Origin of the sequence: Bacillus coreaensis (assembly GCF_050586445.1) — a bacterium.
In the GTDB taxonomy this organism is placed as follows: Bacteria; Bacillota; Bacilli; order Bacillales; family Cytobacillaceae; genus Robertmurraya_A; species Robertmurraya_A coreaensis.
Window position 1 is genome coordinate 102,142 of the sequence record NZ_JBOCCY010000008.1, and the last position, 16,774, is coordinate 118,915.

Sequence of the window (16,774 nt, forward strand, 5' to 3'; positions counted from 1 at the left end):
GAAATAGGAAGGAAGGTAATATGAAACTTCTAAATAAATTTCAGTTATTTAATAGTTTTACAGGAGTTTTCTTTTTAGCAGTTGTACTTTTATGGACTAAAACATATATCATTCAATATACACAATTTGATTTAGGAATTGAAAGTTCGCTACAGCAGTTTTTATTATTTCTGAATCCTTTAGGTTCGGCCATGCTATTTTTAGGCTTTTCCTTTTTTATAAAAGGAAAGGGCAAATATATAGGGTTACTCGTTTTACACACGTTGTTATCCCTCCTTTTATTTGCCAATGTATTGTACTATCGATTCTTTACTGATTTCCTTACATTGCCAACATTCACACAAACTCAAAATATCGGCGATGTTAGTGGAAGTATCACTTCGCTACTAAAGCCATTTGATCTATTCTTCTTTGTAGATACTTTATTGTTACTTGCAATAATTGTAATTGGGTTTCGGAAAATAGAAATGAAGCCGATGGCAAAGAGAAAAGTGGCAGCTGTCTTTTCCTTTGCTCTTGGTGTGTCTACGTTGAATTTAGCTTTAGCAGAGTCCGATCGACCGGAGCTATTAACAAGAGGTTTTGATCGTAACTATATTGTTAAGTATTTAGGGATGTATAATTACACGATTTATGATGCCGTGCAGAGTACAAAGGCTTCTGCTCAAAGAGCACTAGCAGACGGTGATGATACAACCGAAGTTATTAATTTTACGAAGTCTAATTATGCTGAACCGAATCCCAATTACTATGGGATAGGAAAAGGGATGAATGTGATTTATGTACACATGGAATCTATTCAAAACTTTCTGATTAATTACGAACTACATGGGGAAGAGGTCACTCCATTTTTAAATTCTTTAACGAAGGAAGAAAATACCCTTTATTTTAACAATTTCTTTCATCAAACTGCACAGGGAAAAACGGCAGATGCTGAATTTATGGTAGCAAATTCTCTTTATGGTTTACCACAGGGATCTGCTTTTACGATGAAGGGGATGAACACATATCAGGCAGCTCCTGCTCTTTTGGGGCAACAACAAGGTTATACGTCTGCTGTATTCCATGGTAATACTGGAAGCTTCTGGAATAGAAACGAAATATACAAGTCGTTAGGATATAATCACTTCTTTGACTCTAGCTTCTATGACATGAATGAAGAACAATTAGCAGATTATGGGTTAATGGACAAGCCATTTTTCCAGCAGTCTATGCCATATTTGGAATCATTGCCACAGCCATTCTATGCTAATTTTATTACGGTCACTCATCATTTTCCGTTTACCATTGATGAAAAAGAGGCAACTATCGCTCCTCATACGACAGGAAATAAAACGGTAGATAATTATTTCCAGACAGCACGTTACGCAGATGAAGCTCTTGAACAATTTTTTGTTTATCTAAAGGAATCGGGATTATACGATAATTCTATTATTATTATGTATGGAGACCATTATGGGATCTCAAAAAATCATAATAAGGCAATGAAAGAAGTGATTGGAAAGGAAATCACTCCTTTTGAAAGTGCTGGATTACAGCGGACTCCATTATTCATACGAGTTCCAGGTATGAATGGAGGGGTGAATGAAGAATACGCAGGACAAATTGATCTTCTTCCTACGCTTCTCCACCTGCTAGGTGTGGACTCAAAGGATTATGTACATCTTGGCACAGATTTGCTTTCTGAACAGCATGATGACGTGATTCCATTTAGAAATGGAGACTTCGTAAGCTCAGAAATCACTTCAGTTGATGGGATTTTTTATGATTCGAAAACTGGGGAAATACTAGCCAGCGAACGACTAGAAGAAGCGAAAACGTACCAGTTGTCAGCAGAACAAAAACTAGCCTATTCGGATATGATTGTAAACGGAGATTTATTGCGTTTTTATACACCAAATAACTTTACTCCAGTGGATCGGTCAATTTATGATTATAGTGTGACTAAGAATAAGAAATTGGTTGAATAATGTTGTAAGGCTGTCAATCATAAGGTTGGCAGTCTTTTTTTAAAGACTTTGAAACTATTTAAATAGGGATACCGTATTAGTTGTTAAAGATTATACTTCATTGTATAATGTTTACATAACTATCACGTGACGGTTTGGAGGGACTCCATTGGGGCTGGGAAGTTAAAAATTGGTGAATTGGCTGAAATCGCAAATGTTACTAAGAGAACAATTGATTATTATACCAATCTCGGACTATTGAAAGTAGAACGTTCCACTTCGAATTATCGCTATTACGACAAGTCGGCGGTAGAACGGCTACACTTTATTGAACAATGTAAGAAGGACGGAATGTCTCTTGAAGAGATTAAGAAAATAGTAGCAGAAAAAGACGCAGAAGAAATAGATGTGCTTGAGCTAAGACTAAAGATAAAAGGGTTAGAAAAAGAGGTTTCAGACGTACTGGCTCATCTTGATAAAAATGATTTAAAAAATATTGAATATGTGAAAAAGAATGTATCAAACGAAAGTCTTTCATTAATACAAACACTTTTGTTATTGCTCAATTAATTTATTTTTTTTACTATATTAGGAGGTGTAGGTCTTACTTTGTAAGACCGATCGTTGACAACTATTAATTTACTTTTGATTGCTTTATTAATTGCTTTAACCGCTTTTTTCGTAGCTACAGAGTTTGCTATTGTAAAGGTTCGTGTGTCGAGAATTGATCAATTGATTGCGGAAGGAAGAAAGGGTGCTGTATCGGCAAAACGAGTGGTAACCCATTTGGATGAATATTTATCGGCCTGTCAATTAGGGATTACAATTACCGCATTAGGTTTAGGGTGGTTAGGTGAACCGACTGTTGAAAAAATATTACATCCAGTATTTGAACATTTTCATTTAAATGAATCGTTGATTGGAATTCTGTCATTCGGGATTGCCTTTGCTTTAGTTACATTCCTGCATGTGGTTGTTGGTGAGCTTGCACCTAAGACGGTGGCTATTCAAAAAGCTGAAGCAGTTACATTGATGTTTGCTGTACCAATCATTTGGTTTTACCGTATCATGTATCCATTTATTTGGTTCTTAAACGGTTCTGCTCGTTTATTGGTTGGCGCATTTGGTTTGAAACCAGCATCCGAACACGAAGTAGCACACTCTGAAGAGGAACTTAGGATTTTACTATCTGAAAGTTATAAGAGTGGAGAAATTAACAAAAACGAACTAAAATATATGAACAATATTTTTGAATTTGACGAAAGAATAGCGAAAGAGATTATGGTTCCTCGAACAGAGATGGTATCCATTTCTATTGATGAGTCGTATGCTGATATTCTAGCAACTGTTAAATCTGAAAATTATACGCGATACCCAGTTGTCAATGGTGACAAAGATAATATTGTTGGCTTCATTAATGTGAAAGAGCTGTTAACAGCTGATATACCAGAAGAAGAACGGGCTGGCTTTACGATTGAGTCCTTTATTAACCCGATTATCCGTGTGATTGAGACCGTTCCAATTCATGACTTACTGGTAAAAATGCAAAAGGAACGTACACATATTGCGATTTTAATAGATGAGTATGGTGGAACATCTGGATTAGTTACTGTTGAAGACATTCTAGAAGAAATTGTTGGGGAAATTCGAGATGAGTTTGATGAGGATGAATTACCTGACATTCGAAAGGTAAACGAAAACCACTACATTGTAGATTCTAAATTGCTAGTTGAGGACGTTAACCATCTGTTAGAAACCACTTTATCAAATGAAGATGTGGATACCATTGGTGGATGGTTCATGACTCAGGATATGGAAGCACAGGTGGGTACAGAGCTAGAAGCAGAAGGATATGTGTTTAAAGTCCAGAAGAAGGATGGACACCATATTCAATATTTGGAAATTAAAAGAGCTTAATAGTATAATAATGTGGGCTTGGGTCATTTCCAAGCCTCTTTCAATTTTTGTCAAGGAGTGAGTCGGTGGAAGAGATACTTATCATAATAAAATATGCGTTTTTAGGAGCACTACAAGGTTTTACAGAACCTATTCCCATTTCCTCTAGCGGACACTTGGTGCTCGTTCAGGAATTTTTAGGAATTAATGTGGCTGAAGGCGATTTTAGCTTTGAAGTATTAATGAATTTCGCTTCCCTTTTGGCTGTATTGCTTATTTATCGAGACGATCTCATCAGATTAGTTAAAAACGGAAGCAATTATATGGTTAAAAAGGACCCCAGTGATAAGAATGATTTTCTCTTTATCGTTTATTTAATTATTGGTACCATTCCTGCGGGTGTGATCGGTATTTTATTAGAAGATACGATCTCTAGTTATTTCAGGGGGATTGCTCCGATTGGTGGAGCTTTACTCGTGACAGGGATAGCACTTTGGCTCATTAGAAATCTTAAGGGAACAAAAGGCGACAGAGGGTTAACCGTGAGAGATGCCCTAATTGTTGGTTGTGCTCAAGCAGTGGCATTAATTCCTGGAATTAGCCGCTCGGGTGCTACGATTGTTGCTGCGATGGGAATAGGGATGAAAAGGGAAACCGCCTTACGATTCTCATTCCTTCTATATATTCCTGTTAGCTTAGGGGCGATAGTGTTAAAAGTAGGCGACATGCAATTGGGCGACATGCTTATTCCTTATATCGTCGCGTTTGTAATGTCCCTTCTGTTATCTTATTACTCATTAAAATGGTTTATGGGGTTAATGGAGAGAGGGAATCTGAAGTATTTCGCGTATTATTGCTTTATTGTCGGCCCGTTGGTGTTGGTAATGTCGCAGTTTTCATAAGGGCTAGTGCAGCTTTTCGATGGATTGAGGGATAATGAGTTCAATGAGCTTATTAAGAGCAAAGAAATGTAGGACCCGATAGAAATGAAGTACATCGGGCTTATGAAAACCAGAAGAACTAGTTTAACTAGAAGAAACGGTCATCATTCTGGTTATGAAGACCAAAAGAAGCTAGGGAACAAGAAGAAACGGTCATCATTCTGGTTATGAAGACCGAAAGAAGCTAGGGAACTAGAAGAAACGGTCGTCATCCCGGTTATGAAGACCAAAAAGAGCCTGGAATCTAAGAAAAACAGTCGTTATCCCTCATTCCTAGGCCAACCCAACGCTCAATTGCCGAAAAAGCCAGCTATAAAAACCTTTTCACCCAAATAAAAAAGCATTGGCCCACCAAAATGGACCAATGCTTTCTTATTTATTATAGTTCTTGACCGTTCGTAGCAATAACATTCTTATACCAGTAGAAGGACTTCTTCTTACTACGCTCAAGTGTACCGCTTCCGTCGTCGTGCTTGTCTACATAGATGAAGCCATAACGCTTGGACAATTCACCTGTAGAAGCACTTACTAGATCAATACAGCCCCAAGAAGTGTAACCCATTAAATCTACGCCGTCTTCAATTGCTTCACCCATAGCTTCGATATGCTCACGAAGGTAATTGATACGGTAGTCGTCGTTGATGCTTCCATCTTCTTCAACCTTATCATATGCACCAAGTCCATTCTCAACGATGAATAAAGGAACACGGTAGCGGTCATATAATTCATTTAATGCAATTCGTAGACCAGTTGGGTCGATTTCCCAGCCCCAATCACTTGCTTTAAGGAATGGGTTTTTAACACCAGACATGATGTTTCCTGCTGATTTTTCTTCTTCTGTTTTCACTTTCTTTTCTGTACGTGACATATAGTAACTGAACGAAATAAAGTCAACAGGATATTGCTTGATCGTTTCTAAATCGCCTTCTTGCATATTGATTGAGATGCCGTTTTCTTTAAAGTAACGCTTAGAAAATGCTGGGTACTCTCCACGAACTTGTACATCTCCACAAATATTGTTAAAGATTTGCGCTTCTTGTAATGCATACAACACGTTCTCTGGATTACAGTCGACTGAGTAAACAGGAGCATAAATTAACATACAGCCGATTTGAGATCCAGGAATGATTTCGTGACAAGCTTTAACTGCTAAGCTGCTCGCTACAAATTGGTGGTGCAAGCCTTGGAAACTTTCTTGTAGGCGAACATCTTCTGTAGCTGGAGAGAAACCAAGACCAAATATTGGCATATGTGTTGCTCCATTAATTTCGTTAAAGGTTAACCAGTATTTTACTTTGTTTTTATAACGGTTAAATAAAGTCGTTGCATAGCGCTCAAAGAACCCAATCACTTCACGGCTTCTCCAACCGCCGTACTCTTTAATTAAATATAAAGGCATTTCATAGTGAGAGATCGTAACGACAGGTTCAATTCCGTGCTTAAGGCATTCATCAAATACTCTTTCGTAGAATGCTAGACCTTCTTCATTTGGCTCCAGCTCGTCTCCTTTAGGGAAAATACGAGACCAAGCGATTGACATACGGTATGTTTTAAAGCCCATCTCAGCAAAAAGAGCGATATCTTCTTTATAACGGTGATAGAAGTCAATTCCATCATGGTTCGGATAGGCATATTTTTCCTTATCGATCTCAAAGTCAAAACCAGGAGTCATGATCAACTTCAAACGTACTTTACCACCAGGCATTACGTCTGCAAGGTTCATTCCTTTGTTGCCTTCAAGATACCCACCTTCTAATTGGTTGGCAGCTGTAGCACCGCCCCATAAAAATCCTTCTGGAAATTGATATGTTTTTGTCATCTGGAATTACCTCCATTTATGTTTTTCTGGCTACGCTTTCACTGGAATAAAATAAAAAAACCTAAATCACGTAGAGAAGACATAATAGTCTCATAGATTACGTGATTTAGGTTTTGCCTGCATAACCAGTAACAATCCTAAAAAGGTTGTTTGTTTAATTGCGTTAACTATAACATGAATATTTTGTCGAAGCAAGAATTTTGTAAACGTTATTTTCAAAATTTGTCGGATGGGATCCAGGAACGAGCCTTTATTCCAAAGGAATAACAGCGAAGGATATGGAGCCCATCCGACATGCATCTCCTAGTTGAACATTATTTTTGCATTTATATATATATAAGAAATAAACCAGAAATCTATAAAATTATTTATTTTTTTAAAAAGAAAGCGTTGACACCTACCAAATTCCCGTGATAAATTACACGTATCAAATAAAACTTAATAAATTCCTTGAAGGAATGTTACCTTAAGTGGGCATAACCTGATCCGATTAGAACACGCTATCGCTAGCAGTGTGTGTTCCTAATTGGCTCAGGTTTTTTATTTGGAAAAAATAAATCAATCATATAAAAGAAGGAAGGGTCAAAAATGAAATATGAGCAATTAGCAAATGATATTATTGCCAATGTGGGCGGAAAAGAAAACGTTTCCAGTGTGGTCCACTGTATTACCCGCCTACGCTTTAAATTAAAAGATGAAAGCAAAGCAAACACAGAAGTGTTAAAAAATATGGATGATGTTGTAACTGTTATGAAAAGCGGTGGACAATATCAAGTAGTAATCGGAAACCATGTACCAGATGTGTACAAAGCAGTAACTACTGTTGGTGGATTCCAAGGTCAAACGCCTGTTGAAGAAGAGGAAGGTCCAAAAGGATCACTATTAAGTCGCTTTATTGATATAATTTCAAGCATCTTCACTCCTGTTCTTGGAGTTTTAGCAGCAACAGGGATGATTAAAGGATTTAACGCTTTATTTGTCGCATTTGGGTTGGTTGATAGTACATCAGGTACGTATCAAATTTTAAACGCAACTGGGGACGCATTGTTTTACTTCCTACCAATCTTCTTAGGTTATACAGCAATTAAGAAATTTGGTGGTAGCCCATTCGTAGGGATGGCGATCGGGGCAGCATTAGTGTATCCAACTTTATCAACACTAACAGCAGGTGAGCCTCTTTATACGGTATTTGCAGGAACCATGTTTGAATCACCAATTTTTGTTACATTCTTAGGTATTCCAGTTATTTTAATGTCTTATTCTTCATCTGTTATTCCGATTATTATCTCAGCATTCTTTGCAGCTAAAGTGGAAAAATGGTTAAAGACAGTTATTCCAGATGTAATTAAAGCATTCGTTGTACCAATGTTAACATTATTAATTGTTGTACCACTTACATTTATTGCAATTGGCCCGGTAGCAACATGGGCAGGAAGCTTATTAGGTCAAGGGACATTAGCAATCTATAACGTAAGCCCAATGATTGCAGGTCTGCTATTAGGTGGTTTCTGGCAAGTATTCGTTATCTTCGGTCTTCACTGGGGATTAGTACCAATCGCATTCAACAACCTAGCAACACTAGGTTATGACACAATCCTTGCAACAGTATTCGCAGCATCATTTGCTCAAACGGGTGCGGTACTAGCAATTTTAATCAAAACAAAGAACCAGAAATTAAAAACTTTAAGTATCCCGGCATTTATCTCAGGTATTTTTGGTGTAACTGAACCAGCTATTTATGGTATTACACTTCCATTAAAGAAAGCATTTATCATGAGCTGTATCGCTGCAGGTATTGGTGGAGCTATTGCAGGTGCTACAAATGTAACGGGTTACATTATTGGTGGTCTTGGGATTTTCGGAATTCCATCTTATATTAGCCCTGAAGGAATCGATTTCGGTTTCTATGGTGCAATCATCTCTATCGTAGTAGGTTTCATCGCAGGTTTCGTTCTAACATTATTATTCGGTGGAATTAACAAAGAACAAAACGCAACAACAGAAACAACGTCAGCAGCTAGTGAAGTAGCAGCAACAAAGGTTCAAGATGTTCAAAATGAAGAAGTAGTTAGTCCATTAAATGGTGAAGTAATTGCATTATCAGAAGTAAGAGACGCAGCATTTTCGTCAGGTGCATTAGGTCATGGTGTAGCGATTGAGCCAAGTGAAGGGAAATTAGTTGCACCAGTAGCAGGAACAGTTTCTGCACTATTCCCAACCAAGCATGCAATTGGTATTACAACAGATTCAGGTGCTGATCTTTTAATCCACATCGGTATGGATACCGTTCAATTAGAAGGGAAGTTTTTCACCGCTCATGTGTCTCAAGGTGATTACGTGAAAGCAGGTCAATTACTAATTGAGTTTGATATGGAGCAAATTAAGGAAGCTGGTAAGCCGTTAACCACTCCAATCGTTGTCACAAACCATAAAGAGTTCGATTTACAACTTGCGGATGCAAAACAAGTGAAAACAGGCGCACCATTATTTACACTAGATAGTAAGTAATCAACATGTTAGGAGAAAGGAAAAATACGTTTCCTTTCTTCCTGTTGTTTTAAGAAAGGATGGATAGAATGGCATTTCCAAAAGGATTTTTATGGGGCGGCGCTATTGCCGCAAACCAAGCAGAAGGTGCTTATTTAGCAGATGGCAAAGGATTAACAACGGTTGATTTAATGCCAACTGGAAAACTAAGATGGGAGATTTTATTAGGGAATCTACCATCGTATGAACCACTTGAAGGCGAATTTTACCCTTCTCATGAAGCGATTGATTTTTACAATCGTTATAAAGAGGATATCGCGCTTTTTGCAGAAATGGGTTTTAAAGCTTTGCGTTTATCAATCTCTTGGGCGAGAATTTTTCCAAATGGTGACGATGCAGAACCAAACGAAGCAGGACTTCAATTTTACGATAAAGTATTTGATGAATTATTAAAGTATGGCATCGAGCCTGTTGTGACGATTGCTCACTTTGATGTACCAGTGAACCTTGTAAAGAACTATGGCAGTTGGAGAAATCGCAAGCTTGTTACTTTCTTTGAAACGTATGCAACGACACTTTTTAAAAGATATAAGGACAAAGTAAAGTACTGGATGACGTTTAACGAAATCAATATGCTCCTACACTTGCCATTCGTTGGTGCCGGTCTTGTATTTGAAGAAGGCGAAGATAAGAAACAAGTGAAGTATCAAGCAGCACATCATCAGTTAGTTGCCAGTGCTTTGGCTGTAAAAGCAGGTCATGAAATCAATTCGGATATGAAAATTGGCTGTATGTTAGCAGCGGGTCAAACCTATCCATACTCTTGTAATCCGGATGATGTGTTTGATGCGATGGAAAAAGATCGTGATTCATTCTTCTTTATCGATGTTCAATCTCGCGGTCAATATCCTGGATATGCGAAGAGATTCTTCAAAGACAATAACTTGAATATTGTGATGGAAGCAGGCGATGAAGAGCTTCTTAAGAATCATACAGTAGATTATCTTGGCTTTAGTTACTATGCAAGTCGTACGACTAGTACAGATCCTGAAATTAACAAGACCACATCTGGAAACGTGTTTGGTTCGATTGAGAATCCATACTTAGAGAAGTCTGAATGGGGATGGACAATCGATCCAAAGGGCTTCCGTATTACAGCGAACCAATTATATGATCGTTATCAAAAACCTCTATTCGTTGTAGAAAATGGTCTTGGTGCGGTTGACGTTCCAGGTGAAAACGGTGAAGTGAACGACGATTACCGAATTGAATACTTACGTAAGCATGTATCGGAAATGTCAGAAGCGATTGAAGACGGTGTAGAAATCCTTGGATATACGAGCTGGGGCCCAATCGACCTTGTGAGTGCATCAACGGGTGAAATGAAAAAACGCTATGGCTATATTTATGTGGACAAGGATAATGAAGGCAATGGAACATTAGAGCGTTCTAAGAAGAAGAGCTTTGACTGGTATAAAGAAGTGATTGCTTCAAACGGGGAAAAACTATAGGTTGGATAAAAATGGGAAAGCTTTTAATTAGCTTTCCTTCTTTTGAATGTCTAAAGATTTTATAACGCTCACTATTTCCATTATAATAAAAATAAGAGAACCATAATAAACTTATAGGTGGTCAAATGAAAATAGCCAAAGTGTACAATAACAACGTTATCAGTGCGTTTAATGAAAAAAACGAAGAGTTAGTGGTTATGGGGAGAGGTTTGGCCTTTCAAAAAAAGCCAGGAGATTCTGTAGAAGAAGACAAAATTGAGAAGATTTTTGCTCTCAAAAATAATGATATGTCAGAAAAATTTAAAACTCTTTTATATGAAGTCCCGATTGAATATATGGAAGTTACAGAGGATATTATTAAGATTGCCAAATCAAGACTAGGACGAGACCTAAACGATAGTATCTATATATCTTTAACTGATCATATTCATTTTGCGGTCGAGCGTAATCAAAAAGGGTACGACATTAAAAATGCTCTTTTATGGGAAATTAAGCGATTTTATAAGCAAGAATTTGTCATTGGGATGGAAGCCTTGAAGATCATTCAGGAGAAACTGGGGGTCCTTTTACCAGAAGATGAAGCAAGCTTTATCGCGATGCATATCGTCAATGCTGAGCTCAACCAGGAAATGCCGAATGTCGCTAATATAACGAAAGTCATGCAGGATATTTTAAATATTGTTAAGTATCATTTTAAAATGGACTTTGACGAGGAATCATTAAATTATTTTAGATTTATTACGCATTTAAAATTTTTTGCCCAGCGATTATATAGCAAAACATATATCGAAGATGACGATCCGTTCTTATTCGAAACGGTGCGTGAGAAGCATCGAGCAGCTTTTGAATGTACGGAGAAAATTAATGAATATATCGAAAATCAATTCGATTACAGTCTTACGAATAACGAAAAATTATATTTAATCATCCATATCCAAAGAGTCGTGAACCGCTAACTGCATAATTGAGATAAGACATGGAAAAAATCTAATTATCACCTTAGAAAGGGGTACTTAGATGAGTGTGTATGAAAATTTTCCTGTAGCTGATCTTGAGAAAAGCCAATTAGACAAAATTACCTCTCTTGAGAAGGAATTGCGGAAGGAAACAAACGAAAATATCGTGCTAATCGCCTATGATGAAAAAGATGAATAATAGAAAAGGAGGGGAGAATGACTAATTGATGCCATTCTCCCCTTTATTTATTATAAAATCCGCACATTTAACGGAAATAGATAGGGTTCGGATGGTTCCTCAATCGTTTTCCAGTCGGTAATTTTGATAAAAGGCATCTCCGTCCCGTTATAGGTTGTCACATCTATTACACCAGTGGCTTCCACCCATGTGTCTTTTTCGAGAGTAGCTGCTTCATCAAATTGTGTTAAAAAACCGATAATGCTTGCATCCGCCACACAGTGTGTGATCAAGAAACGGGAGATGACAAGCTGATCCGTTTGAAAGCCTTCCTCTTTATAAACGAAGCCCTTTAAGGTGATTTCTCTTCCTTTAAAAGTTGCTACGTCCTTACTAATTTCTTCATAGTTTAAATAATACACATAATCATTCATGTCAATCGGATCACTTTGCTTTAGTTTTTGAACAAGAGAATTCATCTCATCTTGAGTGATTTCTCCATGCGGATTTGGAAGTACCTCCGTGTCGGATGGTTGAACATCTTCTTCATTTGTTGACTCATCGGTTGAAGGTGTTTCACTTTTTCCAGTAATCACCGCCATTCCCCCTTTTTTCTCTGCGATAGAGGAATCAAGCACTTTTGCTGGTATGGTAAAACCAGTAACGAGAGGAAAGGCAATAATGACGTACGAGAGCACTTTTTTTAGTGTCATAGGTGTATTTCCATGGTCATGGTTATGATCACAGTCGTGATTATGGCTGCACTCATGGTCGTGATGATGGTGATGAGTCTTTTTCTCCCAAATACGCGTGATTTGGATGAAGAACAAGATTAGGAACAGAACAGATGCGATCTGACTGAGTCCGATGTATTTTGGATTAATAAACTTGGTAATCTCACCCGTATAGTGAAATTTGAAAATTAATACCGTGAAAAAAAGCAATATGGCTGCACGTAGAGCTTGTTGTGCTTGGAAGACCATCTAAAATCCCTCCTTATAAAAAGCTCTGTACGAGCACAATGGATAGAAACACAGTCGTTGCAACAAAGAACAGTACACTAAAAACAAATTTTGCACGGAACACACTTAACATCATAAGTGTATTTTTTAAATCCATCATCGGTCCGAAAATTAGAAAGGCTAGGACAGATGGTGTTGGGAAAATGCTATTAAAGGATGAACCGATAAATGCATCTGCTTCCGAGCAAAGAGATAATACATAAGCAAGACCCATCATGACAGCGACGGAGGAAAAAGGACCATCTCCTGCTTCTAATAGGGATTTTGCTGGCATATACGTTTGAACAGCTGCAGCAAGTAAGGCTCCAAAAATTAAGAACTTCGCCATATCAAAAAACTCATCGATGGAGTGGGTAAGCATCGAGAAGAAACGCTTGATAAAAGATTCTTTTTTTCTACCTACAGGGATGGTTTGCGTACTAACAAGTGCCTGCTTGAATTGATGACCTCTGAAGAAAAAGCTCACTAGAAACGCAACAAAAAGAGCAACTGCAAATCCAAGTCCCATTCTCCACCCCGCAATGGCCGCGTTATTTCCAAACGCCATATACGTGGATGCAATCACGATCGGGTTAATCAGTGGCCCTGTTAGCATAAAGCCAATGGCTGCATATAGAGGGACCCCTTTAGCTACAAGTCGTCTAACAATCGGTACAATTCCACATTCGCAGGCAGGGAATAATGCACCGACCACACAACTCATGATAATCGCCTTTGTCCTGCTTTGAGGAATCCACCGCTGAATATGTTCTTCTGTTACAAAGATTTGAATCACACCTGCAATCAGAACACCAATAAGCACAAAAGGAAAAGCTTCTATTAATATACTTAGAAAAATGGTATTAAGATTTAAAAATGAAGAGGGAAGAACGTCCCCAACGTCTAATTTTAATGGTAGTAAAAGAAAAGCAGCTGCTAATAAAATCAATCCAGCGATATCAATCAAGTTCGTTCGAACAATTCGATTCATATGTCCCTCCTATGTATTAATTAAACCGTAATAATTACGTTTTATATTCTACCTTAAACTATATGGGCTTGTACATGGGAATATGTCTCTCTTTTTTTAATAGCAAGTATGTGAAGGAATGAGAGGGTGCGGTGAGGAACATCACTGCGATAATGATGCATTTCACGCATAATTAACATATTAGACTTTTTTAACAAAAGAAGGAGGTTATCCATTGTATAGAAATATTATCTTAGCCACCGACGGATCGGATCATGCGAAAAGAGCCGCAGAAAACGCTATGCATATGGCAAAATGCACCCCAGGGTCATTAGTAGAGATTGTTATTGTTGTTGATGCTGATAAAGTGAAATCAGACGTGCTGAGCCATTGGAACTCAGCAGACTTGGATGGAAAACGTAAAGAACGAATAAGAGAGGTCGAAAAAATGGCCAGAACCCATGAAGTATCCTATAAGGTAACGATTCTCCAGGGTGACCCGGGCCCTGCGATAGTTGAATATGCAAACAATCATCATGCAGACATTATTGTGATTGGCAGCAGAGGATTAAGTGGCTTGCAGGAATTTGTTCTCGGAAGTGTGAGTCATAAAGTAGCCAAACGAGCAAACTGTCCGGTGCTAATTGTGAAATGAACACCAAGCATTTAAAAATGCTTGGTGTTTTTTTGTACCTATGACATATATCACAAAAAGAGATATCTGAATGCGATATGATTTTACTATCATTTGATAAAAGGGGCATCTCTATATGTTTAGGACCATTCGTGAAAACAAAAGATTACAAAGTGAATTAGACTTTTTCAAAGCTGAATATATGAAAGCAAAACACAAAAATCAGGAGATGGAGAACCGGATGGAGGATTTTTTACATAGCTTGTATGGGGATTTGTTGTCAACAGTGAACCAGCACGAGGTTGTGAATGGACAGCATCATGATCTAGCAGAACTCGTCGAAAAAATTAAAAAAAGGTTCGATAAAGTGGAAGAAATCAGTCAACACTCTAATCAAATTTCGACCAAGATGCTTGTGATGGGACAAACTTTGATAGATTCCACGGAGGAAATGGTGAGAGAGTCGAAGGAGGGTAGAGAGTCTGTTGGAAAAGTAGAAACAATGATCAAGAAGCTTGGGGAGCAATCGAGCTTAGCGGCAACCAGTATGAATCACCTTAATATACGTTCAAAAGAAATTGAGGACATTGTCAAGGTCATTCATGCCATTGCCGAACAAACCAATTTGCTTGCCTTGAATGCATCAATTGAGGTAGCACGAGCAGGAGAACATGGAAAAGGCTTTGCTGTGGTCGCAAGTGAGGTGAGACAACTTGCGGAAAGTACAGCCAAAAGCACCATGGACATCGACGGCCTCACGAGAAGTATTCAGCAGGAAATTAACAAAGCGCTCACTGAAACACAAACAAGTCTGACAGTTGTTAATGAAGGAATTGAGCTTAGTACGGGAACAACCGCGAAGATTGATCATATCCTTGAGGTGATTGAAACGGTGCAAACCGAAGTACAATCGGTTCTCCACACCATTCAAGAACAAAAATCGTTTAGTGGAGATATCATTGAAGAAATCTGTATGACAAAAGAAGTGTTCAATAAAGTAAATGACGCGATTTTACAACATATCGACGACGCTCACATTGTTGATCAGCGATTGGAAGAAGGAATTATGCAGATTAAGGGGATTGGTCAGGAAGAGTGAAAATGGCATGAAGCGGTCTTAGTCTTATGACTCGTGGAGCTAGTTTTACTTGTGCATCAGGTCATAAAAGGCATCTTATGACCTGATGTATTTCATCTTAATGGTCTGTCACGTCATAAAGTCATGTTTATGACATTAGGAGGTAATTTTTCAAGGGCAAGCAGGTCATAAAAAAATTGCCACTCACCCATTGACAATATCTCGAATTCATAATATTATTATCTCATATTCAAGATATTTGAATCGAAGATAAAAAGACAAGGGGGTGAGCATATGGATAAGATTTGTTCTAATGAACCTTTTCTGCTCCTCATGCAAACAACAAAGGCGATTCAAGAATGTATAAAGTCCAATGTAACAAAACATGATCTAAGCGTGACAGAGTTTTCGGTTCTTGAAGTTCTTTATCATAAGGGGACGCAGACGATTCATCAAGTGGGGAGCAGCATTCTTGTGGCTAGCGGATCGATGACGTATGTAGTTGATAAGCTGGTACAAAAGGGTTTTTTAGAGCGGAATATTTGTCCAGGAGATCGGCGAGCCATTCATATTTCTTTGTCGGATAAAGGGAGAATAGTAATGGATACCCTTATTCCGGAGCATCAAGTACTGATTGATTCCATGTTTGCTTCATTAGATCATCAAGAGGTAAACAGTTTAATAGATGTACTAAGAAAAACGAAGAAGAAAGTAGAAGAGCTATCAAATTAACAAAGCTGTTTTCGTAAAGATTGTTGTTTTTGGAAAAATCCCAAATGCCGGATTTTTCCCCGTGTAACACTGTGTTTATTGGTCTATTGGGAGAGTAGCTCTTTTCTAAGGATGAAAAAATTCTGATTGGCTGTTGAAACATATAGTTAAAATCCTAAAAAGTGTGTTTATAGCAACAATGTTTAGAAAAGAGCCTTAATAAACAACTAGGAGGAATTACAAGATGTTAGATTTAGGATTATTATTGATTCGTGTCGTTATCGGTTTATTATTCATAGGTCATGGTGCACAGAAATTGTTTGGTTGGTTCGGTGGTTACGGACTAAAAGGGACCGGTGGCTGGATGGAGTCGCTTGGATTAAAGCCAGGTGTAACAATGGCTCTTCTTGCTGGTTTAGCAGAGTTGGTGGGTGGCTTATTCTTTGCTGTGGGATTCTTAACTCCACTTGCAGGTCTACTTATTGCTGCAACTATGGTTATGTCCATTGTAAAAGTTCACGGTGCCAATGGGTTATGGTCAACAGCAAATGGATATGAATACAACTTAACGTTATTAGTTATCGCTATTGGTGTTGCATTAACAGGTCCTGGAGCTTACGCAATCGACGCATTTATTTTCTAA

At 38.0% G+C, this 16,774-nt stretch carries 14 protein-coding genes and 1 pseudogene; 12 read left to right on the plus strand and 3 right to left on the minus strand.

Going from position 1 to position 16,774, the window contains the following annotated elements; translation table 11 throughout:
* Positions 1-20: 20 nt before the first annotated feature.
* From ltaS to ACQ5H4_RS14235, 4 genes are all read left to right on the plus strand, one after another.
* Positions 21-1,970, plus strand: coding sequence for a lipoteichoic acid synthase (gene ltaS, locus ACQ5H4_RS14220; protein WP_430775644.1), 1,950 nt, complete (start codon positions 21-23; stop codon positions 1,968-1,970).
* Between the two features lie 126 nt (positions 1,971-2,096).
* Positions 2,097-2,519, plus strand: coding sequence for a MerR family transcriptional regulator (locus ACQ5H4_RS14225; protein ID WP_430775645.1), 423 nt, complete (start codon positions 2,097-2,099; stop codon positions 2,517-2,519).
* A gap of 54 nt (positions 2,520-2,573) precedes the next feature.
* Positions 2,574-3,866, plus strand: coding sequence for a hemolysin family protein (locus ACQ5H4_RS14230; RefSeq protein WP_430775646.1), 1,293 nt, complete (start codon positions 2,574-2,576; stop codon positions 3,864-3,866).
* A gap of 65 nt (positions 3,867-3,931) precedes the next feature.
* The gene (locus ACQ5H4_RS14235; RefSeq protein ID WP_430775647.1) at positions 3,932-4,747 is read left to right on the plus strand and encodes an undecaprenyl-diphosphate phosphatase; all 816 of its coding nucleotides are present in this window, start codon (positions 3,932-3,934) and stop codon (positions 4,745-4,747) included.
* Between the two features lie 418 nt (positions 4,748-5,165).
* Here the strand turns inward: ACQ5H4_RS14235 and ACQ5H4_RS14240 are convergent, their stop codons facing one another.
* Positions 5,166-6,605, minus strand: coding sequence for a glycoside hydrolase family 1 protein (locus ACQ5H4_RS14240; RefSeq protein ID WP_430775648.1), 1,440 nt, complete (start codon positions 6,603-6,605; stop codon positions 5,166-5,168).
* Positions 6,606-7,193: 588 nt separating this feature from the next.
* On the opposite strand from ACQ5H4_RS14240, the gene ACQ5H4_RS14245 reads away from it, so the two are divergent.
* The 4 genes from ACQ5H4_RS14245 to ACQ5H4_RS14260 all read left to right on the plus strand — a co-directional run bounded on the left by ACQ5H4_RS14245 (position 7,194) and on the right by ACQ5H4_RS14260 (position 11,758).
* Positions 7,194-9,113, plus strand: a complete 1,920-nt coding sequence (locus ACQ5H4_RS14245; protein ID WP_430775649.1) for a beta-glucoside-specific PTS transporter subunit IIABC — start codon at positions 7,194-7,196, stop codon at positions 9,111-9,113.
* 59 nt (positions 9,114-9,172) lie between these two features.
* Positions 9,173-10,603 carry a 6-phospho-beta-glucosidase gene (locus ACQ5H4_RS14250; RefSeq protein ID WP_430775650.1) on the plus strand — a complete coding sequence of 477 codons (1,431 nt, stop codon included), beginning with the start codon at positions 9,173-9,175 and terminating at the stop codon, positions 10,601-10,603.
* A 125-nt stretch (positions 10,604-10,728) separates the two neighbouring features.
* The gene (licT, locus tag ACQ5H4_RS14255; protein ID WP_430775651.1) at positions 10,729-11,559 is read left to right on the plus strand and encodes a BglG family transcription antiterminator LicT; all 831 of its coding nucleotides are present in this window, start codon (positions 10,729-10,731) and stop codon (positions 11,557-11,559) included.
* A 61-nt stretch (positions 11,560-11,620) separates the two neighbouring features.
* Positions 11,621-11,758: a hypothetical protein gene (locus ACQ5H4_RS14260; protein WP_430775652.1), complete on the plus strand. Its 138-nt coding sequence runs from the start codon at positions 11,621-11,623 to the stop codon at positions 11,756-11,758.
* Between the two features lie 50 nt (positions 11,759-11,808).
* On the opposite strand, the gene ACQ5H4_RS14265 is transcribed toward ACQ5H4_RS14260, so the two are convergent.
* Both ACQ5H4_RS14265 and ACQ5H4_RS14270 read right to left on the minus strand, forming a co-directional pair.
* Complete coding sequence (locus tag ACQ5H4_RS14265; RefSeq protein ID WP_430775653.1) at positions 11,809-12,720, minus strand: TIGR03943 family putative permease subunit; 912 nt, start codon at positions 12,718-12,720, stop codon at positions 11,809-11,811.
* 13 nt (positions 12,721-12,733) lie between these two features.
* The gene (locus tag ACQ5H4_RS14270) at positions 12,734-13,729 is read right to left on the minus strand and encodes a permease (protein WP_430775654.1); all 996 of its coding nucleotides are present in this window, start codon (positions 13,727-13,729) and stop codon (positions 12,734-12,736) included.
* 214 nt (positions 13,730-13,943) lie between these two features.
* On the opposite strand from ACQ5H4_RS14270, the gene ACQ5H4_RS14275 reads away from it, so the two are divergent.
* From ACQ5H4_RS14275 to ACQ5H4_RS14290, 4 genes and pseudogenes are all read left to right on the plus strand, one after another.
* Entirely contained in the window at positions 13,944-14,363 is a 420-nt protein-coding gene (locus ACQ5H4_RS14275) for a universal stress protein (RefSeq protein WP_430775656.1), read from the plus strand.
* 535 nt (positions 14,364-14,898) lie between these two features.
* A pseudogene (locus ACQ5H4_RS14280) lies at positions 14,899-15,441 on the plus strand (methyl-accepting chemotaxis protein); the annotation flags it as partial.
* A gap of 273 nt (positions 15,442-15,714) precedes the next feature.
* On the plus strand, positions 15,715-16,152 hold the full coding sequence (locus ACQ5H4_RS14285; RefSeq protein ID WP_430775657.1) for a MarR family winged helix-turn-helix transcriptional regulator: 438 nt from the start codon (positions 15,715-15,717) through the stop codon (positions 16,150-16,152).
* Between the two features lie 223 nt (positions 16,153-16,375).
* Positions 16,376-16,774: a DoxX family protein gene (locus ACQ5H4_RS14290; RefSeq protein WP_430775658.1), complete on the plus strand. Its 399-nt coding sequence runs from the start codon at positions 16,376-16,378 to the stop codon at positions 16,772-16,774.